Origin of the sequence: Bacillus sp. ISL-34, from assembly GCF_018613325.1 — a bacterium.
In the GTDB taxonomy this organism is placed as follows: Bacteria; Bacillota; Bacilli; order Bacillales; family DSM-1321; genus Peribacillus.
Genome location: NZ_JAGGQJ010000013.1, coordinates 132,272 through 155,690 on the forward strand (window position 1 = coordinate 132,272; position 23,419 = coordinate 155,690).

Annotated in this window: 19 protein-coding genes and 1 riboswitch; of the genes, 4 read left to right on the plus strand and 15 right to left on the minus strand. The window is 39.6% G+C overall.

The genetic code is table 11. The features are described from left to right. Window positions 1-362: 362 nt before the first annotated feature. From J7E52_RS12515 to J7E52_RS12530, 4 genes are all read right to left on the minus strand, one after another. On the minus strand, window positions 363-1,637 hold the full coding sequence (locus tag J7E52_RS12515; RefSeq protein ID WP_286197702.1) for an Nramp family divalent metal transporter: 1,275 nt from the start codon (window positions 1,635-1,637) through the stop codon (window positions 363-365). 70 nt (window positions 1,638-1,707) lie between these two features. Beyond that, window positions 1,708-2,889 (minus strand): thiolase family protein, encoded by a 1,182-nt coding sequence (locus J7E52_RS12520; RefSeq protein ID WP_214746759.1) that lies wholly within the window; start codon window positions 2,887-2,889, stop codon window positions 1,708-1,710. A gap of 24 nt (window positions 2,890-2,913) precedes the next feature. Next, on the minus strand, window positions 2,914-3,579 hold the full coding sequence (locus J7E52_RS12525) for a 3-oxoacid CoA-transferase subunit B (RefSeq protein WP_214746762.1): 666 nt from the start codon (window positions 3,577-3,579) through the stop codon (window positions 2,914-2,916). Between the two features lie 6 nt (window positions 3,580-3,585). Next, window positions 3,586-4,242 carry a CoA transferase subunit A gene (locus J7E52_RS12530; protein ID WP_214746765.1) on the minus strand — a complete coding sequence of 219 codons (657 nt, stop codon included), beginning with the start codon at window positions 4,240-4,242 and terminating at the stop codon, window positions 3,586-3,588. Window positions 4,243-4,486: 244 nt separating this feature from the next. On the opposite strand from J7E52_RS12530, the gene J7E52_RS12535 reads away from it, so the two are divergent. Next, entirely contained in the window at window positions 4,487-5,272 is a 786-nt protein-coding gene (locus tag J7E52_RS12535) for an IclR family transcriptional regulator domain-containing protein (RefSeq protein ID WP_214746767.1), read from the plus strand. Window positions 5,273-5,567: 295 nt separating this feature from the next. Here J7E52_RS12535 and J7E52_RS12540 read toward each other — a convergent pair whose 3' ends face one another. From J7E52_RS12540 to J7E52_RS12565, 6 genes are all read right to left on the minus strand, one after another. Then, window positions 5,568-7,142, minus strand: a complete 1,575-nt coding sequence (locus tag J7E52_RS12540) for a class I adenylate-forming enzyme family protein (RefSeq protein ID WP_214746770.1) — start codon at window positions 7,140-7,142, stop codon at window positions 5,568-5,570. A 27-nt stretch (window positions 7,143-7,169) separates the two neighbouring features. After that, entirely contained in the window at window positions 7,170-8,342 is a 1,173-nt protein-coding gene (locus J7E52_RS12545) for an acyl-CoA dehydrogenase family protein (protein WP_214746773.1), read from the minus strand. A 167-nt stretch (window positions 8,343-8,509) separates the two neighbouring features. Further along, window positions 8,510-9,415, minus strand: a complete 906-nt coding sequence (locus J7E52_RS12550) for a LysR family transcriptional regulator (RefSeq protein WP_214746776.1) — start codon at window positions 9,413-9,415, stop codon at window positions 8,510-8,512. Between the two features lie 117 nt (window positions 9,416-9,532). Continuing rightward, the gene (locus J7E52_RS12555; RefSeq protein WP_214746779.1) at window positions 9,533-10,771 is read right to left on the minus strand and encodes an MFS transporter; all 1,239 of its coding nucleotides are present in this window, start codon (window positions 10,769-10,771) and stop codon (window positions 9,533-9,535) included. Window positions 10,772-11,036: 265 nt separating this feature from the next. After that, window positions 11,037-13,028 carry an alkyl/aryl-sulfatase gene (locus J7E52_RS12560; RefSeq protein ID WP_214746781.1) on the minus strand — a complete coding sequence of 664 codons (1,992 nt, stop codon included), beginning with the start codon at window positions 13,026-13,028 and terminating at the stop codon, window positions 11,037-11,039. A 375-nt stretch (window positions 13,029-13,403) separates the two neighbouring features. Next, window positions 13,404-14,282, minus strand: coding sequence for a LysR family transcriptional regulator (locus tag J7E52_RS12565; RefSeq protein ID WP_214746784.1), 879 nt, complete (start codon window positions 14,280-14,282; stop codon window positions 13,404-13,406). 251 nt (window positions 14,283-14,533) lie between these two features. On the opposite strand from J7E52_RS12565, the gene J7E52_RS12570 reads away from it, so the two are divergent. Then, the gene (locus J7E52_RS12570) at window positions 14,534-15,163 is read left to right on the plus strand and encodes a chromate transporter (RefSeq protein ID WP_286197703.1); all 630 of its coding nucleotides are present in this window, start codon (window positions 14,534-14,536) and stop codon (window positions 15,161-15,163) included. Window positions 15,164-15,211: 48 nt separating this feature from the next. Further along, window positions 15,212-15,757: a chromate transporter gene (locus J7E52_RS12575; protein WP_286197704.1), complete on the plus strand. Its 546-nt coding sequence runs from the start codon at window positions 15,212-15,214 to the stop codon at window positions 15,755-15,757. A gap of 185 nt (window positions 15,758-15,942) precedes the next feature. Here the strand turns inward: J7E52_RS12575 and J7E52_RS12580 are convergent, their stop codons facing one another. The 4 genes from J7E52_RS12580 to hutG form a co-directional block, all read right to left on the minus strand. Further along, window positions 15,943-17,259 (minus strand): Na+/H+ antiporter NhaC family protein, encoded by a 1,317-nt coding sequence (locus J7E52_RS12580; RefSeq protein ID WP_214746787.1) that lies wholly within the window; start codon window positions 17,257-17,259, stop codon window positions 15,943-15,945. Between the two features lie 191 nt (window positions 17,260-17,450). Continuing rightward, window positions 17,451-17,558: riboswitch (SAM riboswitch) on the minus strand. Between the two features lie 318 nt (window positions 17,559-17,876). Beyond that, entirely contained in the window at window positions 17,877-18,548 is a 672-nt protein-coding gene (locus tag J7E52_RS12585; RefSeq protein ID WP_214746789.1) for an SOS response-associated peptidase, read from the minus strand. 60 nt (window positions 18,549-18,608) lie between these two features. Then, complete coding sequence (locus J7E52_RS12590) at window positions 18,609-18,764, minus strand: hypothetical protein (protein ID WP_153246094.1); 156 nt, start codon at window positions 18,762-18,764, stop codon at window positions 18,609-18,611. A 301-nt stretch (window positions 18,765-19,065) separates the two neighbouring features. Then, the gene (hutG, locus tag J7E52_RS12595; protein ID WP_214746793.1) at window positions 19,066-20,022 is read right to left on the minus strand and encodes a formimidoylglutamase; all 957 of its coding nucleotides are present in this window, start codon (window positions 20,020-20,022) and stop codon (window positions 19,066-19,068) included. Between the two features lie 123 nt (window positions 20,023-20,145). Between hutG and J7E52_RS12600 the strand changes: the two genes are divergently transcribed. Continuing rightward, window positions 20,146-21,048: a LysR family transcriptional regulator gene (locus tag J7E52_RS12600; protein ID WP_214746796.1), complete on the plus strand. Its 903-nt coding sequence runs from the start codon at window positions 20,146-20,148 to the stop codon at window positions 21,046-21,048. Between the two features lie 160 nt (window positions 21,049-21,208). On the opposite strand, the gene ggt is transcribed toward J7E52_RS12600, so the two are convergent. Then, entirely contained in the window at window positions 21,209-23,284 is a 2,076-nt protein-coding gene (gene ggt, locus J7E52_RS12605) for a gamma-glutamyltransferase (RefSeq protein ID WP_214746799.1), read from the minus strand. Between the last annotated feature and the right edge of the window lie 135 nt (window positions 23,285-23,419).

The window sequence follows — 23,419 nt, forward strand, 5'->3', positions numbered from 1 at the left end:
ATGAACACAGATCATCTCCATCGATTTTCTCAATTTTTCATTTTACATGAAGGCATATAATTCTTTAATTAATGGCATATAAAAGAAATACCATTCCAAACTCTAATGTAAAAGCTATGTGCTTGTCTGCTGGATACTTTTGGATTGAATATGTTTGCTAGAAATCCTTCTTTAGTATAACTATTATCGATGACCATCAGCTTTTCCGTGAAGGCGTAAAGCACATATGCTTTTTTTATTGAGCTAACGGGGCAGCGAAAATGAGATTTGAGGGTAAAAAAACTTGGTATGAAAGTGAGACTGACCAGCTAAAGGGAAAAATAAAGGCTGTCAGGAAGAAGATTCCCCACAGCCTTTACCTATTATTTCGTAAAAATTTCAATAAGTTCGTTAACCCCTAAATAGACGAACATGATGAGACAAGCTGTTAAAACCAAATTAGGAACCGCTTTGTTCCTAAACTCTTTATCTACCTTTTTCGAATTTAATAATAAAATCAGGGAGATCGCCAGAAATGGCATAAATAATGCTCCTAAAGCTCCATAAATGATGATTAACTCGACGGGTTTTCCGAAATAAAACAAAATCATCGGAGGGAATGTCAGCCAGGCTAGATAGGCACGATAAGCAGGTTCCGTTTCTGAAACAGCCTGTTTTCCTGGAGCCTTTTTCTTGCGTATCGTTTTGACAAAGTCAGCAAAAAGATACGGAACCCCATTCCAAACTCCAAGTAAGGAAGAGAAAGCTGCAGACCAAAATGCAATTAAGAATAACCAGCGCATGGGTGTGCCAAACTCCGCCCCAAGCATTTCGGCAAGTTGGATAAGTCCTTGATCATCACGGATGCTGACACCTGTACCCGCAAGAAATTGAGCACCGATTATCAATGCAGCCAATGTAAAAATAGCTGTTAATGTATAGGCAACCTTGGTATCTGTTCTCATCATGGAAATCCAACCTTTTCCACTCCAGCTTTTTTCACTTAACCAATAACCATAGGAAGCCATTGTGATTGTTCCACCAACTCCACCAATCAAGCCTAGCATTAAAATGAATGAGCCCTCTGGAACCCTAGGAACGAATCCGATTGCGAAATCTCCTAAGCTAGGTAGGAAAAGAATCGCTGTACCGATAATCGTTACAAACATAACACCTATTAAAACTGTCATTACACGTTCAAACAGAAGATAACGGCCTGTCCAAACGAGACCGAAGCCTAGAATCGAATGGAGGATAGCCCAAGCCCAAAGCGGCATGATTGGAAACATGGCGTGCATGGCCAATGCTGAAGTCGATGCTGCAGCTGCTCCATAGATAAATCCCCAAATGACTGAATAGATACCAAAATAACCTGTTGCCCATTTCCCTAATGAATGCCAGCCATCAATCATGGTTTGTCCGGTTGCCAAATACCAGCGCCCTACACCTTCATTTAAAAAGTATTTCAAAATTCCACCGACAATAATGGCCCATACAAAGGTCATTCCAAAAGACGTTCCAATAACGATAGATGTTATCAAATCGGCAGTTCCTACACCTGTGGCAGCGACAACTATACCTGGTCCAACCTGTCTTAGTTTTTCCCCCATCGTAGCTGGTGGAATTTTGAGCTGTGGCTTATTAAGTTCTGTCTTCATGTAATACCTCCTCAGATGGTAAATGTCCCCAATATATTTATTTAATGTAGTCCATTCATTTAGAATCGTCTTAGGCTAATTCTAATAAAATAGCCATGCCCTGACCTCCGCCAATACATAGAGTCGCTATCCCGTATCTTTCTTGTCGTTTTTGCATTTCATGAATTAATTTTGTTATGATTATCGCTCCAGTTGCCCCTAATGGATGACCTAAAGCTATAGCCCCACCATTTACATTGATTTTATCCGGATCCAGCTTCGCTTCACGTATCACGGCAAGTGATTGCGAAGCGAAAGCCTCATTCAATTCAAACAGCCCAATATCCTTAACCTTCAGACCAGTCTTTTTCAAAAGATTTTCAATTGCGGGAACTGGACCGATTCCCATATATCGTGGATCGACACCAGCTGTAGACCAGTTAACGATTTTGGCAATGGGTTTGACACCGATGTTAGAAGCCTTTTCTCGAGTCATTAATACTAAGGAACTCGCTCCATCATTACGGCCACAGGCATTACCCGCTGTGACAGTTCCATCCTTTTTAAAGACTGGTTTCAATTGAGTTAATTTTTCTAAGGTAGTGTCTCTTGGGTGCTCGTCTATTTGGAAAATCGATGTGTTTTTTCTAGTTTTTATTTCAATCGGAACAATTTGCGATTTGAAGGATTCAGACTCAATTGCTAATTTTGCCCGATTCTGGCTTTCCAAAGCAAATGCATCCTGATCTTCACGGGAAATATTATATTTTTCCGCAACGTTTTCAGCTGTAACCCCCATACCTAAGTCTTTTCCATAAACTTCGATTGGCTGCTGGCCATTTTCGAGATTAGAATCTACAAGGTAAGGATTTCCTTCCCCATATCGTGAATTTCTTAAATAAATGGGGGCTCTGCTCATATTTTCCGCTCCGCCGGCAACGACAATATCATCCGGATTAAATGCTAAGTGCTGAACCCCCGATACAACAGCCTGAATGCCTGAAGCACATAGTCGGTTTACTGTGAAAGCAGAGGCCTCCTGGGGAATACCAGCTCTTAATGCAGCAACACGTGCTAGATTAGATGATTCAGTGGACTGCCGCACCTCACCAAAAATTACTTCATTGATCTGCTCAGGTGCTAGCCCAGCACGCTCAATCGCATCTTTAATGGTTGTTGCAGCTAGAATTCCAGCAGGTACATCTTTTAATCGTCCGCCAACTCTACCAATGGCTGTACGGTTTGCGCTAACAATTACAAATTCATGATCCATTATAATACCTCCGGATTTTTAAATTCATTCGACTGAATACGCTTTCAAATTTGGTGAAATTATAAAATTTGCAGGTGTGATTTCTTTTAATTTCTCTACCGTACACCCCTTGTCTAACTCTTCTAAAACCATTTCATTATCTTTAAATCGAAAAACTGCATATTCAGATATTAATGTCGATACAACGCCTTGGGCTGTTAGTGGAATATCGCAGTGATTGACAATTTTCGGATCGCCCTCTCTCGTGCAATGCAGAGTTGCAATGATGACTTCCTTTGCACCCACGACTAAATCCATTGCTCCACCAACTCCTAAAATATCCTTTCCTGGTACAGCCCAGTTTGCTAAATCTCCTGTTTCACTGACTTGAAGGGCTCCTAAAACGACTGTATCAACATGTCCGCCGCGAATCATCGCAAATGATTCGGAGGATGAAAAATAAGCAGCACCTTTTTGTGCGGTGACCGGTAATTTCCCGGCATTTATGATTTCAGGGTCTTCCTCCCCTTTCTCTGGCGAAGGACCTACTCCAAGGAGCCCATTTTCCGTATGAAGGTATACGGATTTACTTTCGGGTATATAGTTAGCAACCAGGGTCGGAATGCCGATCCCTAAATTGACGATTGTTCCCTCTTTTATTTCCATAGCAACCCTTTTGGCTATCATTTCTTTAATAGTAAGTGACGACATCTTCGGTCAATTTCTCCTTTCCACTATAAAATCCACGAACAAATGAGGCGTTATGATCTCCTCGGGAGATATCTTGCCCACTTCAACAATCTCCTCCACTTCAACTATAGTTATTTTTGCTGCACTAGCCATATCAGGATTAAAGTTCCGAGCTGTTTTTGAATAGATTAAATTACCCAACCTATCTGCTTTTTTAGCCTTCACTAAAGCCACATCAGCAAATAACGGTAACTCTAAAACATATTCTTTTCCATTAATCACGCGTGATTCTTTATTTTCTCCTATAAGTGTCCCTGCTGACGTGCGAGTATAAAATCCACCTATACCGGCACCTGCTGCTCGTAACCTTTCGCCTAATGTACCCTGCGGAACCAGCTCCACTTCCAAGATGCCTTGCTTGACGTAACGGACGGCATCCATATTACTCGTAAAATATGAACCTATCCCTTTTTTTATTTTATTTTGAAGTAGAACCTTACCTAGACCTTTTCCTCCTGGTTCCCCTAGGTTATTGCTAATGATTGTTAAATCGGAAACTGGATGTTCAGCCAATGATTCTACCAAGTTAAGAGGGCATCCTACCAACCCAAAACCTCCTACAGCGACGGTGTCTCCATCTTTTATATACGAAACAGCTTCTGATGCAGTAATGATCTTATCCAATGTAGCTTAAAGCCTCCTCTTCCACGTAATGTAACCCCTTACATACTCATTGAAAAAAATTTAAAATAAGAGTTGTGTAAATCCGATTACAACTGTACACTATACGTACACCTAGTACATATAGTGTACCTTGGGATAATCATAATTATCTTTTGTTAAGAAGTCAACCTAATTGTTTATTTTTTCTAACAATTAGACTGATAATTCACTATAAATTTTCTTTATTTTTAGGAGGAAGTTCGTGATGGAAAATGAAACGGAACAATCATCTTATTTCGTCCAATCAGTCGCAAAAGGATTTGAAGTGTTAAAAGCTTTTGATTCAAGTTCTGCTAGCCTTTCGCTTCGGGAACTTGCAGAGCGGACAGGCATTAATAAAGCGACAGTTAGACGCTTTGCATTAACCCTTGTCGACCTCGGTTATCTAAGGTTAATAGAAGACAATAGATTTCAACTCAGCCCGAAGGTTTTGGATCTAGCGGTCCATTATTTACAAACATTGAATTTACCGGATCTTGCTCAACCAATCTTGGAATCTATCTCTGCCACTGTAAAGGAATCAACAAACCTGGCCATTCTGGATGGTGCGGAGGTTGTCTATGTTTCCAGAGTGAATGCAGCTAAAAGGATCGTCGGGGCAAACTTGAAGGTCGGTTCAAGGTTGCCTTATTATGCAACCTCATTAGGAAAAGCACTTGTTGCCTGGTTACCCGAAAACGAGAGGAAAAAAATTTGGGGAATCACCAATATCGAAGCTTTTACCCAAAATACAATCACCACTTATGAAAAATTCGAGGAAGACTTGGCCATGACCAGGTCACGGGGTTATGCGATAGGTGATGAAGAGCTAGAGGAAGGACTCCGCTCCATTTCAATGCCCATTATCAATTGGCAGGGGGCAACGATAGCCGCAGTAAATATTTCTACCCAGGTCATCCGAACAGATAAAAAGAAATTATTAGAAATCTACTTGCCAGCCCTTCAAGAAGGAGTTAAAAAATTAAATCATCAAACGGGATCTAAAAGTTAAAATCAAAATACACACTTGAAAAAATTGAGGCCATTGAAAACTTTCGTTTTTTTTGGTATTTGATTTAGTAGTAAAAAAGACGACTCCAATTTATTTTCATAAAATTGGAATCGTCTTTTTTATTATTAAGGGTTCTGGTGCAAAAATGATTTTTTTCGAAATATATACCTGAATTTTCTATTCATGTATGAATTATGATGCAACTTAAAATAATTTGTGTCTATCATATATTCTAGTTTTCTGTAGGTCTCAATGTTGAAATTGAGTCTGTTATGATACCTTTGTTCTGCCTCTCCTAGATGGTTAGAATACCTTGTGCAAACATCTTTCTTAATTCTTTCTTATCTATTTTTCCAATCGGCGTTAATGGAAACTTATCAAGAAAATAGGCTACTTTAGGAACCATATACTTAGAGGTTCTTTGTTTGCAGAAATCAATTAATTCCTCACTAGTACAGCTTAATCCTTCTTGCAGTGATACCACTACACACACTATTTCTCCCCAATCCGGATGGGGAACGCCTATGCAGGCACTTAATGCAACAGCAGGGTGCTGGTTCACCACTCGCTCCACTTCTGAAGAATATACGTTCATCCCACCTGAAATGATCATATCTTTCTTCCTATCCACAATATAAAGGTAACCGCTTTCATCCCATTTGCCAATATCACCAGTGTAGAACCAGCCATCACGGATGTATTCTTGGGTAAGATCAGGTCTTTGATAATAGCCTGCCATCATTGCTGGTGATTTTACGATAATTTCACCAAGTTCTAATGGTTTTACATCATTTCCTTCCTCATCAATCAGTCGGACTTCGGTAAAGATGCACGGTTTCCCACAGCTTTTCAAAATTTCGGAATTGTTATGATAAGCCCATACATGAGCGCTTTTCGATAGTCTGGTAATGACAATATTACATTCTGTCATGCCGTATTGCTGGCGCATGATAGGCCCGAATACTTCAAAAGCTTCTTTAAGTCGCTTTTGAGAAATTGGTGACGCGCCGTAGAAGATATTGCGCATGGAGCTCATATCATATTCCATCTTCTTTGTCTGATCAAGGAGCCTATATAACATGGTCGGTACCATGAATGTCGTCGTAATTTCATGTTCCTTTATCGCCTGTATGAATGCTGCAGCGTCGAATGAACCCATCACATAGACATGGACGCCCGAAACAAGGGATCTCCAAAGTAATGAACCGGCTGAATGCACAATAGGCGTACTTAGCAATACCCGGTCACGGTCGTCCAGCGGGTCTTCGATAGCTGCAGAAAGTATGGCGGCGCCGAGTCCTTTCTGGGAATGCATGACGCCTTTGGGTGTACCCGTTGTCCCGCCTGTATATGACAGAAGGGCAATGTCTTCCGCTTCAGCTAATGGCAATTCTAAATTATTTATTTCGCCAGGCCATTGAAACAGTTCAAACTCCTCCGGATAATTAATATTAAAGCCTGGAAGCCCAATGACATGGACAGCTTCCTTCTTCATTTCTTCTAAATACTCAAAGAAGGTGTCAAAGTGTGTCTGTGTAGCTATTATGACCACTTCTGGTTTTGCTTCCTTTAAAATGAATTGTATTTCTCGTTTCCCCAGTTTTTCACTTAATGGCACCAAGGTAGCTCCACATTGCTGGATGGCCAAACCAAACATCACACTTTCCAAACTGTTTGGAATGATGGTCGCTATGCGGACACCCCTTCCTGCACCTAAACGCTGTAAATAAGAAGTGATAAGTTCTGTTTTCTTCCATAACTCGTCATAGGTTATCGTTTCTCCGGCTGGCAACAAGGTAATGGCCGGCAGTTCGCCGAATCGTTTCATTCCTTTATTCAACAGTGACTGAAATGTCAACTTATGCAGCATGTATTTTTTCCTCCCTTGAAAAAGGTTTTACCCTTTTAATAATGCTTTGGCAATTGTATTTTTTTGAATTTCTGAGGTTCCGCTCAGGATCCGATACATCCGTGCACTCCTGTACATTTTTTCTACTGGATGTCCTTTTACCAAGCCTTTGGAGCCGAAGATTTGGACAGCCTTGTCAGCTACACGGCAATTTACTTCCGAAGCAAACAGCTTAGCCATGGATGTGCCGGCTCGATCCTCTTTTCCTTGGTCAATTTTTTCAACCACATCATAGACCATGCACTTTGCTGCATAGATTTCCGTCGCCATTTCTGCGAGCATATGCTGAATTGCCTGGAAGTCACCGATGGGCCGGCCGTGTTGAACTCGCGTTTTAGCATGTTGAATAGATAAATCGAGAAGGTGTTGAGCCATTCCGATAAATCCGGCGGCATGTGAAGCGCGATTTGTGTTTATTCTTTTCAATCCGAGCAGCAGCCCTTTTCCTGGTTCTCCGATTATATTGGCGGCAGGCACTCGACATTGATGGAAATTCAATTCAGCATGTATGCGTTCCCCTGATAGGGGAACTTGAATGTCTCCTAGTTCAAACCCCGAATGTTGGGGTGTTTTTTTATCAACAAGGAAAGCAGTGATTCTTTCTTTTTCTTCTTCCTGAGATTCTTTCGCTATGACAATGGCGAAATCAGCATAGGGGGCAGCACTGATAAAATGTTTTTTTCCGTTTAATATATAATCATTTCCGTCTTTAACGGCTGTTGTTTCGATAGCAAAGGCATCCGATCCGGCATTTGGTTCTGTAAGGGCAAAGCAGCAGCTCGCTTCTCCGGTCACAACGGGCATCACATATTTTTCTATTTGCTCCGGTGTAAAGCTTTCCAACATCTGACCAATTCTTAGCGGCCCGCCAATCTCGCCGATAACCTGCCCCCATAAAACCGCTCCGGAACGGGCCAATTCTTCCTTGAACATGCATAATCCTTTTAAGCTAACATCTTGTCCACCATAAGTTTCAGGGAGGTTAATTCCGTAAAACCCCAATTCCCTGGATCGTTTCCTTGCCCATTTTATGGCTTCCATCGGGATATCCTCTTCAGCGTTCAATCCATGCTCCTGTTCATATGGAAGCAATTCATTTTGAATGAAATCCTGCAACTTTGTTTGAAGTACCTCTAATTTCTCTTCCTGCGTCGTTACCATAAGATTCCCCTTTCACATTTTATAGTGTTGAACTTTTTAAATATTTAAAATGTTATAAAATTAATTTTAAATGTAAATAATATTTAAGTAAAATAAGGATATATGATACAAATATAAAAATTATTGATGTAAACAAAAAAATATTAGTTCCCTATCATCATAGGAAACTAATATTTAAGAGTAGTGTAGAATTCGAGACATTTAATAAACTCCCTGGCAGCTTTTGAAAAATACTGCTTCTTAGAGCGAACGTAACCGAATTCCATTGTATTATTTTCTAGCTCCACCAAAGGAATGGCCACAAGTTCCCCGCTTAGGAAATAGGGGTCGCTGTTAACTCCAATATCATAAGAAAAAGCAATCGCTAATCCCTCAGCGACGGTTTTTTTGATGATCTCTGTATTATTTGTGAAAAACAAAATATTCATCTCACCGTAAGTATCAAAAAAACCTTTAATGAATGACTTCATTCTTGGTCCATTGTAAACGACCAAATTTTGGTCCATTAGCTCTTGTGGGGTTATGCTTTTACGGTTGGCTAAAGGGGAGTTCTTACTGACCGACACAATCACTTTAGCTTCCATCAAGGGATGGAATTCCAACTCATTTTCTTTTGGTTTAACCTTTGGAATATTCAATAGCCCGATGTCTATCTTACCATTCAGTACATCTTCGGTTATCTCTTGTCCCCCTTTTTCTTCAATGACAATTTTCACCTCGGGATACTTCTTCTTAAATAAGGCGAAGGATTTAGGCAAAACCGTAAGAAATAAACCTTGTGTTGATGATAGGCGTAACTCTTTTTCCATTGTATCTGAATGTATTTGGGCACTGTCTCTTATTTCTTCCAATTTGCTTAATACTTCAAGAGCTTTCTGGATGATTTCCTTTCCGTCTTCTGTAGGTATGGTTCCCAACCTTGACCGCTTGAAGATTTTTATACCTAATTCCTTCTCCAGACTCGTAATGGCCATGCTGATTCCAGATTGGGAGATATGGAGGCTTTCTGAAGCCGTGGAAATCGAGTTAACCTCGGCTACCTTAATGATATATTCCAATTGTTCAATATTCATGGTTCATTCTCCTTCTAGCCTATTACTAATATCATACCTCGAATAGAAAGCCCTTTCAATTTTAGAGAAGTGGATTCAGGACACTTCAACTGTCTCCTCAAAAGCAGAATGCCAGTTTTATACAATTGTAGTTGTTTTTTCGTATTCTTTAGCGGGTTGTGCCCGATTATTTTTAATAGATACGGCAACAACCGTTCCCAATAACGCAGTTATCACCAAAAACAGGAAGGCTGCATTATAGGAATCATTAAACGAACTGATTATTAAACCGATGGCTAGAGGAGAAATCGCACCTGCAATTTGACCGGCAAAAGTTACGAGTCCGGAGGCAGAGCCAGTAAGTTCCTTTGGCGAATATTTTATGATGATCGTATAAAGAACGGTTCCAAAGAAAGACAGTGCTATGGAGTTGAGAGTGAGATAAGTGATGATAAGTGCTATGGACGATGCGTTAGACATTAAAAAGAGAAAAATTGCCGATAATAAAGCGCCCGCAGCGGCAAGATACTTCTCCCGGTTAGCCATATATTTATCCAGAAGCCATCCGCTTACATTAAACATCAAGAAACCAAAAATATAAGGGATTGCCAATAAACCCCCGGCGTCTATTAAATCCACCCCTTTTTCCTTAACCAAATATATAGGCATCCAAGTGATCAGACCATAGTTGATAATATTTGATATAAACTTGAATGTTATGAGTTTCCAAATATTTTCGATTTTAAATATCTGTTTCAAAGCAATCTTTTGTTGTTTCGGTTTGTCTTTTTTAACCACTTGATTTCCTTGAGGCTTCAGAATGAACCAAATTCCGAAAGAAACTACTATCCCTAGAATTCCGGCAATGGTAAACATGCCCCGCCAACCGAATGCGACCACCATGGAAGCGGCAAGTGCAGTACCTAATATCCCGCCAATATTCTGGGCAGATAAGAAAAACGAATTTGCCCGGCCCCGTTCTTCTTCCGGGAAGTTATCTCTTATAGTGGACATACTGGCAGGATAGAAAGGCCCTTCACCTAACCCGAACAGAAAACGGATGAATAATAAAGACATAAATGACCAAGCAAACCCAGACATTACAGTGAACAAGGACCAACTAAACAAAGAAACAGTAACCATGACTCTGGCTCCATATTTATCGGTCATCCATCCACCAAGCGGTTGCATGAGTGAGTAGCTAACAAAAAATATACTAATTAAAAAACCTGTCTGGGACGTATTGAGTTGAAACTCATCTGCAATAGGAATAATCCCGACATTTATGGCAACTCGATCAAAAAAGCTTAAAATCATTCCAACAAATAAAAGGCCGCTAATCATTATTTTTCGTTTCTTGCTTGCATATAGCTGCATTCCCCATCACTCCATTTTTTTATATTTCCACAAAACCTTAGCCTTATAGGAAGCGCTTACAATTCCTTTCAAATTACAAAACTTGGAATTTTCTTTTTACGGTTATTGACTTTTGTTCTGTGACTATTAGGAGCGTTTCATCAAAAATTAAAAACGAAATTGGATGCCTACAGGATTAATTGATACATTCAAACCCACGAGACTAATTAGTAGACTCGTGGGTAACCGATCCATCCTGGTTTTTAGAATATGAAGTAGTTGATTATCACGGAGTTACGATATTAACCTTTGGTTGGAATTGATCCAGCAAAGTCAGGAAATCTTCAAACTGTTCTTTATCACCGGAAATGGAAACTTTACCGGCTGCTTCCATTTTGGTTAAATCTTCACGTCCCAGAGCAATCTGATAGAAGGTTATTTTATCTAATGTTAATGTTGCATCAGGGTTGGACGCCATTTTCCCTTTTTTGAAATTCAATACAGAATTATCCAGATCAATTCTGTAATTGGTTTTCGAATCTGCAAATGTCAAATTGAATGTCATATTTTTATTTTCCGCTTTTGTTCCGTTTAATTTAATGGACAAGAATTTCAGGAAATCATCCATTGGCATATTGAGCAGCGTATCGAGATTCATCATTCCGCCACTTCCCTTCGAATCTGCCACACCATTCCTTAACTCATCTGCGCCAGTAAGATAGAAATTACGCCACACAGAAGATTCAGCTGTGTATCCTAATTGTTCATAAGCATTAGCCAGTAAATTTTTTGCTTCTTTATTTTCGGGGTTGGCCATGACTACATGCTTTAAGACTTGAGCCACCCAGCGATATTCCCCTTTTTTATAATCAAGTTTTGCCCGTTTAATAACCTTCTTTTCCCCACCCATATATTGTACATATTTAGCGCCCGATTCCTCTTGTGGTAATGGATCCAAGTCGGATGGATTACCGTTGAAATATCCTAAATAAAAGTTGTACACAGCTTTTACGTTGTGTTTCAATGTTCCGTAATACCCCCGATTCGCCCAGACTTTATCCAACTTTTCAGGAAGTTTTATCTCTTCCGCGATTTCATCAGGTGTAAGACCTAAATTGGCTAATCGTATGGTTTGGTCATGAATATACTTGTACAAATCACGCTGACTTTCCAACTGCTCCAGAACATTGTCCCTTCCCCATATGGGCCATGTATGGGCCGTAACCATAGCATCTATATCTTCATTTCCAAACAGATCAACCGTTTCATCAAGTGCTTTCACCCATTTTAAGGTATCTCTGGTTTTAGCTCCCCTTAATGTATAAATATTATGTAACGTGTGTCCGGTGTTTTCGGCTACCACTAAAGTTTTGTAATCATTGATATAATAATGCATCTCAGATGGAGCTTCTGAATCCGGCGTCAATAAAAATTCAAATGTTATTCCGTCTATTTCCACCGTTTGAATATCATCCTTCACTTCCATTGTTGGAGGTAAATAGCTAAAAGTTCCGTTACTTAATCCCGGACCAATACCAGAAGTAACAAATCCCCTTTCATTTGCGGGTAAAAGATTTCCAAACATATAACCTGCACGGCGAGACATTATATTGCCTAAAAGAATGTTTTCACTTAGCGCTTCATCGTTAAAACCTGCTGGGACAATAATCGGCACCTTAGCTGGATTTTCAGCGTATTGAGCAATGCCTTTCATACCACCAAAGTGATCAGCATGACTGTGACTAATAACAATTGCACTTACTGGGTTTTTGGGCCGATGTTCAAAGTAAAGCTCCATGGCTGCTTTGGCCGTTTCAATAGTAGAAAGTGTATCCAAAACTATTAATCCAGTTTTTCCTTCCACAATGGTAAGCACTGATAAATCCTGGCCCCGAACTTGATAAACGCCATCCACCACTTTAAATAAGCCTGTTATATTTTGCAATTGAGCCTGTCGCCACAAGCTTGGGTTTACAGTAAAACTTGCCGGCTGATCTTCTTTGATGAATGAATATCGATTACTATCCCATACTACGTCACCTTTTGAATTTTTAATTGGATTCATATTCAAAGGCGCAATAAATCCTTTATGTGCATTCTTGAAGTCTTCCTTATCTTTAAAATTCAACTGTTCATAAAAAGCCTTATTTGCTGAAATTGTTGTATCTGTCGCCGGCATTGGCTCATCTGACGCAGCATTTGTAACGGAAGACCCTGCCAGTAAAACAAAAACAATGGGAACGGAAACAATTCCTTTAATAAAAGATACTTTGGACATTTCATACTCCTTTCTAAGTAGAAATCATGTCTATATTCCGAATGATGCAGCAGTAAACTTTCTCATTTTTTAGAAATTTTTAGAATAATATGAATTTATTTTATAATTAATTTGCCATTAAGTATATTTCCTATTTCTAATAGTAACTTCAATTTTATTTATATAAAAAATAACAATTGGTTTGTTTGCCTAACCGAAGGCTGAACAATAAATACAAAATGCCCCTCCCGATAGAGAAGAGCATTAATGAATAAGCAATGCGGTATATGCAATTTGCCATGACTTTTGCAAGGTAAGGGGGCCGGGGCCACACCGTAAACCAAGAAACTGTAAACGCTGCCAATTGTAGTAGTAAACCAAGGTAATTTTCATTCCTTATTGAAGAAAATTAACAAATTTAGACACCCCCATTTTATTGAATCGCTTGTTTTTCCTGACCAGCCATAAATTTCTTGTCATTTCTATTCTGGAAATACCCACTTCCCGCAAAAAGCCTTGCTCCAATTCCCTGGCCACTGTCAACCTTGGCAAAATGCTGATTCCAAGTCCAGCTTCAACCGCACTTTTTATCGCTTGTGTACTGCCAATCTCCATATAGTTTTCTATTTTTTCTAAAACCCCATGCTCCCTTAACATGTTTTCTACGATAAGCCGTGTTCCAGAAATGGATTCACGCCAAATCATCCTTTCATTTCCCAATTCCTCTAGCTGAATTTCTTTTCTGTCTTTCCATGGGTGGTCGGATGGACATACCAATATCAATTCGTCTTCGGCGAACTTGTCTACAATAAAATCGGTGTTTTCCACAAGTCCTTCCACCAAGGCCAAATCAATGACATCGTTCGAAAGATCCTCCAGAACCCGGGGGGTATTTTTTATCGTTAATGTCACTTTTATTTCATGCTGTTGTTTTTTAAATCTCCCAAGCAAGCTCGGCAACAAATACTCACCGATAGTCAAGGATGCCCCTACTATGAGGTTTGCATTGTACGCGCCCGTCGATTGCTGAATCACTTCTCTTGAATGGTTGAAGTCATTTACAATAGCTTTTGCAAAAGGGTATAACAGCTTTCCTGCTTCTGTAACTCTCAGCCTTCCTTCCTCACGGTCGAATAACAAAGTGTTATAATAATTTTCCAGTTGATGGATTTGTCGTGTTACAGCCGGTTGAGATAGGAAACTTAACCTAGCTGCCTGGCTTATACTTCCTTCATCCACCACTAAACAAAACATTTTAAGATTTTCCAATTTCAAGAAAACGACCTCCATGTTTTTAGATAGTTTATTAAAATGATAGCATCATATAGGTAAATGGTGAAATGAAATAGAGTGTACATCCCTGTAAGTGAGGCAATTCAATTAATGGCGGCATTCTTTATAAAACGGATGAATCTTCTGGGTATAACGTTTTGTTATACCCGATGTTTTTGTTGCAATTTACCCATTCCTTTTTCTTTGATATGTTAATAATAAGATTTAAACAAAGCATGCAAAGGAAGTGACTGATGTCAATGAAAGGACAATGGAAAACTCTATTCCAATTATTTTGGACCTTTTTTAAAATAGCACCTGTCACATTCGGAGGCGGGTTTGCGATGATCCCTTTAATCGAAAAAGAAGTGGTCGAAAAGAGAAAATGGATGAAAAGCGAAGAAGTTACAGATGTTTTTGCGTTATCTCAGTCCGTACCGGGAGCTGTCGCCATTAACTCCGCCACCTTTATCGGGCATCGAATTGCCGGAATGAAGGGTGCAATGGCAGCCATGATCGGTGTTTCATTACCCACCTTTTTAATTGTTCTGCTCCTCGGCATTTTATATTTTTTCATTCATGATAACCCGAAGATAGAATCCGCATTCGTATCGATTAGAGCTTCCATAGTAGCCATCATCGCCTATGCGGCTATCAAGATAGGAAAAACGGCAATTGTAGACAAAACAACTTTCTGTATTTTAATAGCAGGGATTCCAGTCCTTTTCTTTCTGCACCCTGTGATGGTTATATTAGCAGGAGCTGTAGCTGGTATTGTGACCATCTCCATTAAGAGAAAATTAGGTTGCGAAGTCAAGATGAACAGAAAGGATATAGGAAATGAAGAAAATGATTTCGAACCTTTCATGGGTGCTGGCATATAGGTAAATCAAAAAAGGGTCTAACTAATTTTCAAGAAAGAGTGTGATAGAATGATCGAATTGTGGGAGTTATTTAGCACCTTCTTTATTATCGGCTTTGTATCGTTTGGAGGCGGATACGCCATGATTCCCGTAATAGAATCGGAAGTCTCACAGCATGGATGGATGACGACGCAGCAATTTACCGATATCATCGCCATTTCCAGCATGTCCCCAGGACCTGTCACCGCCAATAGTGCCATTCTTGTTGGCTATTCGACTGCTGGATTAGCAGGAGCCATATCAGCTGCTCTCGGAATCTTGCTTCCTGCTATTATATTCGTAACCGTTATAGCCACCTTCTTCAGCAAATTGAATCATTACCCAATTATTCAATCCATGTTTTATGGACTAAGACCCATTGTCACTAGTTTAATCCTCTTTGCAGCGATCAGCTTTGCACTTTCCAATCATATGATAGCCCTGAACTTTTCATGGCATACGATAAGCTTATTACTCGTTTTTGGATTATCGTTATTTGCCCTAATGAAATTACGCTGGCACCCAGCCTATGTAATGATTCTATCTGGTTTAGTTGGTGTTGTCCTCTATTCATGACAAATGCCGCACACACAACCATTATGCGTCGCGTTATCAATATGGACCGGAATTAAGCAGTTATATTGGTGATGGAAAAAAGTTTGTTAGATGACTTTTGAATTGCTTATGTTATAGTATTTCACCCATACAGAAAACACCCTGCATCTAATGATTCAGGGTGTTTTTACATTATTATTCTCTTTTTAAGAAGTACGTTTCTTCGTGTCATCATTTCCCGGCTGAAACCGTGGAAAACCAATCAGGATGGCAACGACTCCACAAAGTCCAATTAGTATTGGGTAATATGAATACGGCAAGATGCTTATCGGAGAAATCTTTGCTACTCCTGCTGCAACAAGCAGTTGTGCCCCATACGGAATCAACCCTTGGATACAACAGGCAAATACGTCAAGCAAGCTCGCCGATTTACGCGGATCAATCCCATACTTATCAGCGATATTTTTGGCAAGTGGCCCCGCAATGATAATCGAAATCGTGTTATTCGCCGTTGAAAGGTTCGTCAAACCAACAAGCCCGGCAATGCTCAATTCCGCCCCTTTTTTTGATTTGCTATTTCGGGTCACGAGGTGGAGTAGATAATCGATGCCACCATTATGTTTGATTACAGCTACCATACCTGCAATTAAAATGGCAAGGAAGGATATTTCATACATTCCCGCCATTCCTTCCCCAGCTTTTTGAATGACACCCAGCGGTTGATAACTTCCATCAGCCATGCCGATAATTCCAGCAAATACGATTCCGATGGAAAGGACCAGGAACACATTGACGCCTGCCAATGCAGTGATCAATACGCAAAGATATGGAAGAATCTTCACCCAATTATAAGTATGTTGGGAGATGTCAGCTTGTTCACCCATCGTTAAAATTCCTAGGATGGCACATGTGATGATGGCCGCAGGTAAAACGATGAAAAAGTTCACTTTAAATTTATCCTTCATTTTCGTTCCCTGAGTTCGAACTGCAGCGATTGTCGTATCTGAAATGAAGGAAAGGTTATCCCCGAACATCGCACCACCAATAACGGCCGCCATTGAAAGGGCGAGCGAAATATCTGTTTGCTCACTAATTCCAACCCCGATAGGTGCTAGGGCAACAATCGTTCCCATGCTTGTCCCCATGGATAGAGAAATAAAACAAGCAATAATGAAAATCCCTACCATTAATAGATTTTGCGGAAAAACAGCTAAGGCAAGATTCACTGTTGATTCAACTGCCCCCATGCCATTGGCAACTTCGGAAAAAGCGCCGGCTAAAAGGAAAATGATAACCATTAACATAATATTGGCGTCACCGGCACCTTTACAGAAGATATCAACCTTTTGATTGAATGTCTCTTTCCGATTCATTGCCAATGCAGCTGCCGATGCAATTGAAATCGCTACAATCACCGGAAATGAATAAAAATCTTTAGTGATGATTCCGGACCCTATAAATAAAATTAAAAATACGACAAATGGAATCAATGCCCACGGATTCCCTTTATTGTTTGCACTCATGATGAACACCTCTTTTTATTTTTCCCGCGACATGTGTCACAGCTCTTATTCTGTTAACAGTTTTCTCAAATAACACCAATTCTTTGAACTTGATTATCACTCAAGGAGCTAAAGCAAAAAAACTGTCAGCATAAAAAAGACCCCTTCTATTTAACAACAAGAAGAGGTCTTTTAATTTATAAAAAACACCCTTCTTATCTTTCAGGCGAGTTTCAGCCTGCTGGATTTGGCACAGCACTCCTATTAAGTCTGCTGCCGAGACATCTTCGGGCCAGTCCCTCCGTCTCTCTTGATAAGAAGATCAAAATTATATAATTATCAAATGTTCCGATGTCTAACAGAAAAGTACCAGGCTGGAAACTTGCAAAAACCAATCTAGTTTATGAAAGTGACATCGAAAGTCGTTTTGAAAAGCAAATATAAGAGTACAGCATTTTGTCTATTATCGCAAGGTTTAATTTTATAGTATTTCACATGCACTCCTTACTGATTATAAAGAGATCAAGACATGTGCAGTTAATCAGTTATTTTCAATTATGAAACTCTTATGATATTTAGATAAAACACCAAATATATTTAGTGACGGAATTCATATTAAAAAGAGGTCTAATGACCTCTCAGCAAATTTGTTGTATTAGGTTAGGTGAATTATTTTTAGTCGAGTTCACATCAGTCGATACCTCAAAAGCTTCCATCTGTTCCGAATCGAATGACTTTAAATATTGCTGCAGATATGCAGAATCATTAATGGATGGATTCAACCAATCTTTTTCATCTTCTGGTTTAAGGATGACTGGCATACGATCATGAATGCTGGTCATTAGCTCATTAGGAACGGTTGTTATAACGGAGCACGAATAGATGCTGATGCCTTCAGGAGATTTCCAGGATTCCCATAGACCGGCCATTCCAAATGGTGCATGATTCTTCAGTTTTATTCGCATCGGTATTTTTCTTTCTGGTGTCTTCTTCCATTCATAAAAAGAGTCAGCGATTATCAAGCATCGTTTCTTCTTATACGCATTCTTGAAGCTTGCTTTCTCACCAATGGTTTCCGCTCTGGCATTGATCATTTTGTAGCCAACTTTTTCGTCTTTTGCCCAGAAAGGAATGAGCCCCCACCGAAGATATCCAAGTCGATTCCTTGCCCCATCATTAATGACGGAAAGTACGGATTGGGAAGGAGCAATATTGTAGCTGAATTGGTATTCGTCATCAAATGATCCTTGAATATCAAACCGTTCTTTTATTTCTTCAATGTCAGTGAAAAGGGTGAAACGTCCACACATAATATCGCCTACCGTATTAGAATTTATTACAGTGTAACAAATGGAACGGGCAGGCACAAATCAGCGTTCTAAAATCCTGATGTCGGTAAATGGTTGATTAAATAATTCGCTGGAAATCAAAAGAGTGCCAAGTACTTCTCTTTCATCTTCAGCTTTAATGATTTCCGACAAAATTAAGGTACTGCCATTCCTGACCGTTACTTTATATTCATTCATAAAATCCCCCCTAGATGGTTGTTATTATAAACCAAAAACCCACAAGTATCAGTATTGAACTTCAGCAGAGTCATGGTTAATCGTATAACAGGGAATCAAGTATTACCCGGACCATAAATCCGTGTAAAGGAGGCGTAAAAAAGACTGTCCATGAATGATTCACGGACAGTCTGGGCGCTGTCAAAGGTTTTTCGTTTCATTACTGATAGTTGATTATGGAGATAGCATTGAGGAAAGCCCCAACAGTCGGCACGAACCTAGAAGGACCAAATTGGAGTTGCCCCTCTTCCATGTCCATTTATTATTTAAAATGCAGCAAAACCTCATTTAATAAATGTGCTGCCAATGTTACGGTTTTATTATTTTCGTCCAACGAAGGATTCACTTCCGAAATATCAAAGGAGAGGATCTTATCATTCGATACCACATGCCTAATAATGGCACGGACCAATTTTGGATTCAGCCCAAACGGCGATGGTGCGCTTACCCCAGGTGCGTAGGCTGAATCAATAACATCCGTACATAATGTAAGAATAATATAGTCATTTTTCTTAACGAATTCATTTATCCGCCGCTTGGTTTCATCCATTTCGTTCAATGACAAATCTTCTTCCAATATATAGTCGACCTCACTCCTATCAGCAGTTTCAAACAGTGCCTTCGTATTTCCCTGCTTCTGAATTCCGACACATAAATATCCACAACTTTGATCTTCGTCCAAAATCTGCTTAAACATCGTTCCTGATGAACTTTCTTTTTCATAAGGCCTCATATCAAAGTGAGCGTCAATATTAATGATCCCTAATTTAGCCTTTGGTCCAATGTATTTCCTTATCCCAAGATAATGGCCAAAAAGGGTTTCATGTCCTCCGCCAAGTATGATAGGAATCGCTTCACTATCCAATATCCGGGCAACGGCTGATCCCAGTTCGGATTGGGCGGTCTCCATCTCAGTACTTTCACATATTACATCTCCGGCATCCACCAGCTCGGTTTGGGAAGGTAAATGGCAGGGTAACTTCGCCAAGTACTGCCTAATATGATCAGGGCCCTCTGCAGCACCAATCCTGCCTTTATTCCTTTTGACGCCTTCATCACATTTGAAGCCAATCAACCCAAAGGTCTTTGATGCATTGGAAGAGATGGCCAATTCCGAAATCGGTGCCAAACGTACTCTTTGGTGGTATCTGAAGCTGTCCATGTCAGATTCTGAATCAATTCTTCCATTCCAATATTTTAAAGTCGGATTAGTATACATAATTTCTCCTTTATTTAAAAAATTCCGAAATATCTTTTTTAAAAATTATAAATGAGATAATATATAATTACCAATACAAAAATTCAATATATCTATAGTTTAAAGCTATAGAAAGGAGAATAAATGGATCTTCGTCAACTTCGGTATTTCACTACAATAGTCCAGGAAAAGAATTTCTCAAAAGCGGCAAAAATGCTGCATATATCACAACCTTCCCTAAGTAATGCCCTAATGAAATTAGAAAATGAAGTTGATTTTCAGCTTTTGGAACGTAATACAAGGGGTCTCGAGCTTACGGAAGCAGGGGGGATTTTTTATACGAGATCTGTTGATCTGTTAAGAAGATTCGATAATATGCAAGTGGAGCTTAAGGAAATGAAGGATGTTGGAAGCGGAACAGTATCTATAGGTTCCATAGAATCATTCAAATTTTGGTTCCCGAAGATAATCAGGAATTTTAAAATCAATTATCCTAATATACATATAAAAGTCAGGGAAATATTAGGGGAAGAGAAAGTTATCGACTCGTTAAAACGGTATGATGTTCATTTCACCATCACGAACCAGTCCATCAACAATGATGAAATTCTGTCCACTCCCCTTTATAATGAAAAATTCATGCTTTTGATCCATAAAGATGACGAGTTAAACGAAAAAGAGTCCATCACTTTCCAAGACATTGCAAAGAAAGAATTGATCATCAGTACAACAGGATTTCAAACAAGAGATGATATCTTAAGAGCATTTAAGGGTGAAAATGCAATTCCGAATATCCTATACGAAATAGAAAGGCTTGAAACGGCTTGCAGTTTGGTGGAAGAAGGGCTTGGGGTTACAATTTTACCGGAAAGCTATATAAAGTCCGCTGCAACCTCCAATACTGCAATTCGTGCGATTGATTCGAATTTTTTGGAAAGGACTGTTTACCTGGCTTTTTTGAAAGATCGATATCTGTCTCCTGCGGTATGTAAATTAGTTGAAGAGATACATAGCTTTTTTGAGGGTGATGGTAGGATTGATGCCTAAAAAAGAATCAAAAGAATTCTTTGAATGATGAACAAAAAAACATTCCCCTTATGCACATTGCACAAGGAGAATGTTTAATTTCATTGCTCTGGGACATTTTACTGGTGTCCTTATTTACATCTTGCTAAAGGTATTTCAGTCTATATTCGTCAGGGTAAAATTAATTCGTGACACTGCCATCATCGTCTGGATCTTCAATATCCACCGGATCTTTTTCCAATAGTGCCTCTTTGTCTTTTTCGTTCCATTTTGCTTTATATCCTAATGATTTCGCTACTCTTAACACCGGTAGATAAGATTTTTTATCTGGTTTAAATGTTTCTAAGTCCCCTGATCCAATTACACCCAAACCAAGTAGCAATTTGTCTGATTGGATATAGGGTTTTTCATCTATCAGTTTCATTTGTTCAGCTGTATAAGGATAAACGGCTCCATTCACTTTTAAGGTAAACGATCCTTTCTTTTCTTCTTTTATTTCTTTTGGCTTTTTCGATTTATGGGAAACATTATACACTCCTTGAACAGTTCCTTCTCTCGTATTATCGGCTCCTCCATACATTTTCCCCTTTTCATAATCAAAAATGACAGCTTGCACATTTCCGATATGCTGGGGTTTTTCTTCATAAACATGGCCTTTTGCCATTAACTCCAACCTTGTATTTTGTTCAATTCCCGGCTCCCATCTAACTGTCGGATAACCAGCAGAATAAATACGTGGCGCATATATCGCATCTTGAATAAGCATTTGATGATCAAGCACATTCATAATCGTTTCAGATACCGATGCGATTATCGTCGCCCCGCCTGGTGAACCAATGGCCATGAAGGGATTACCATCTTTTAATACAAAGGTCGGGGACATACTGCTTCTTGGTCTTTTTCTTGGTTCCACCTGGTTAACTCCACCCGGTGTGGCATCAAAATCCGTCATTTCATTATTAAGCATGAATCCATAATCAGGTACCATGATACCTGAACCGAATACTTGCTCGATTGTAGTCGTATAAGCAACCATATTTCCCCACTTATCCATTACAGAAAAGTGAGTCGTTTGTCCGATCGGGGTTTTCTCATCCTTTACCTTCTCCATTGAAGGGGGTTCTTTACCCTCATACTTCCATGGATCGCCTGCTTTGACATCTGCTGTTGATCTATTTGGATTAATGAGTTTTCTTCTTTCTTTTATATAATCTTCATCCAATAGTCCTTTTGCAGGTACATCATAAAAATCTTCATCTGCCATATAGGCAGCTCGATCGGCAAAAGCTAGATGCATGGCTTCCGTCAGATAATGAAGATACTCAGGGGAGTTCGCCCCCATCTTTTGTACATCGAATCCTTCCATTAGCTCCAGGATTTGCTGGACAGTCAAGCTGCCTGAACTTGGTGAAGCTGCCCCCACCACTTCAAAGCCCCTATATTCCGATTTAATTGGCTCTCTTTCTTTCACCACATAGTTTTCCAAATCCTCGGTTGTCATCGTCCCTTCACGTTTTTGAACTTCTTTGGCGAGGGCTTCCCCGATTTCACCTTTATAAAAAACGTTAGAACCTTGTTTTTTTATTAACTTAAGAGTCTTTGCCAGATTCGGCTGCACGAGGGTATCTCCCTCTTCCAATGGTTTTCCATTTGGTACAAAAACTTTTGCAGCCGCCTGGTTATTTTCAAGTTTTTTTACATTTTCACCGATATATTGAGCTGTTGCCCAATTGACTTTTACCCCTTTTTCAGCTTGTTTAATGGCCGAGTCCATAACTTGAGATAATTTCAATGTTCCATATTTCTCCAGTGCCGTTTCTACGCCCATCAGAGTCCCAGGAACTGCTACCGCTTTCCCGGATGTGTGCCGTTTACTAAAAGGAATAGGTTTTCCCTTTTCATCTAAAAAAAGTTCAGGCGTAACATTTTGCGGTGCCATTTCGCGGCTATCGATCATCGTTATTTTATTTTCCTTTTTATTATAAATCATGATAAAACCACCGCCGCCGATCCCAGACATCATTGGCTCAACTACATTTAACGATAATTGAATGGCAGCTGCTGCATCGACTGCATTTCCACCCTGTTTTAGTATCTCAATACCCGCTTCAGCTGCTAACGGATGAGAAACTGATACGATTCCATTTGTAAAACCCTTCCCCATTGACTCATCTACTCCAGGGACACTTGCAAAAGCTGGTGTGATCATACAAAAGAAACTGAAAGTAACTAAAATAATACTTTTTAAAAACTTCATGAATTAGTCTCCTTTCAAAATAAAACAGATTAGGGTTTTATCATAAAGCGAGTGGATAAACGAGCAGATGTCTATAGTAGGAATATGCTTGTTGTCTCGATATAATAGCAGTCTGCACATTCCCATTGGGCGTTG

Excerpts from the sequence above, each read along its gene's own strand:
- J7E52_RS12515 (WP_286197702.1), bottom strand. The coding sequence starts at position 1,637 with ATGAAGACAGAACTTAATAAGCCACAGCTCAAAATTCCACCAGCTACG.
- J7E52_RS12520 (WP_214746759.1), bottom strand. The coding sequence starts at position 2,889 with ATGGATCATGAATTTGTAATTGTTAGCGCAAACCGTACAGCCATTGGT.
- J7E52_RS12525 (WP_214746762.1), bottom strand. The coding sequence starts at position 3,579 with ATGTCGTCACTTACTATTAAAGAAATGATAGCCAAAAGGGTTGCTATG.
- J7E52_RS12535 (WP_214746767.1), top strand. The coding sequence starts at position 4,487 with ATGGAAAATGAAACGGAACAATCATCTTATTTCGTCCAATCAGTCGCA.
- J7E52_RS12540 (WP_214746770.1), bottom strand. The coding sequence starts at position 7,142 with ATGCTGCATAAGTTGACATTTCAGTCACTGTTGAATAAAGGAATGAAA.
- J7E52_RS12545 (WP_214746773.1), bottom strand. The coding sequence starts at position 8,342 with ATGGTAACGACGCAGGAAGAGAAATTAGAGGTACTTCAAACAAAGTTG.
- J7E52_RS12550 (WP_214746776.1), bottom strand. The coding sequence starts at position 9,415 with ATGAATATTGAACAATTGGAATATATCATTAAGGTAGCCGAGGTTAAC.
- J7E52_RS12555 (WP_214746779.1), bottom strand. The coding sequence starts at position 10,771 with ATGCAGCTATATGCAAGCAAGAAACGAAAAATAATGATTAGCGGCCTT.
- J7E52_RS12560 (WP_214746781.1), bottom strand. The coding sequence starts at position 13,028 with ATGTCCAAAGTATCTTTTATTAAAGGAATTGTTTCCGTTCCCATTGTT.
- J7E52_RS12570 (WP_286197703.1), top strand. The coding sequence starts at position 14,534 with ATGTCAATGAAAGGACAATGGAAAACTCTATTCCAATTATTTTGGACC.
- J7E52_RS12575 (WP_286197704.1), top strand. The coding sequence starts at position 15,212 with ATGATCGAATTGTGGGAGTTATTTAGCACCTTCTTTATTATCGGCTTT.
- J7E52_RS12580 (WP_214746787.1), bottom strand. The coding sequence starts at position 17,259 with ATGAGTGCAAACAATAAAGGGAATCCGTGGGCATTGATTCCATTTGTC.
- J7E52_RS12585 (WP_214746789.1), bottom strand. The coding sequence starts at position 18,548 with ATGTGTGGACGTTTCACCCTTTTCACTGACATTGAAGAAATAAAAGAA.
- J7E52_RS12590 (WP_153246094.1), bottom strand. The coding sequence starts at position 18,764 with ATGAATGAATATAAAGTAACGGTCAGGAATGGCAGTACCTTAATTTTG.
- hutG (WP_214746793.1), bottom strand. The coding sequence starts at position 20,022 with ATGTATACTAATCCGACTTTAAAATATTGGAATGGAAGAATTGATTCA.
- J7E52_RS12600 (WP_214746796.1), top strand. The coding sequence starts at position 20,146 with ATGGATCTTCGTCAACTTCGGTATTTCACTACAATAGTCCAGGAAAAG.
- ggt (WP_214746799.1), bottom strand. The coding sequence starts at position 23,284 with ATGAAGTTTTTAAAAAGTATTATTTTAGTTACTTTCAGTTTCTTTTGT.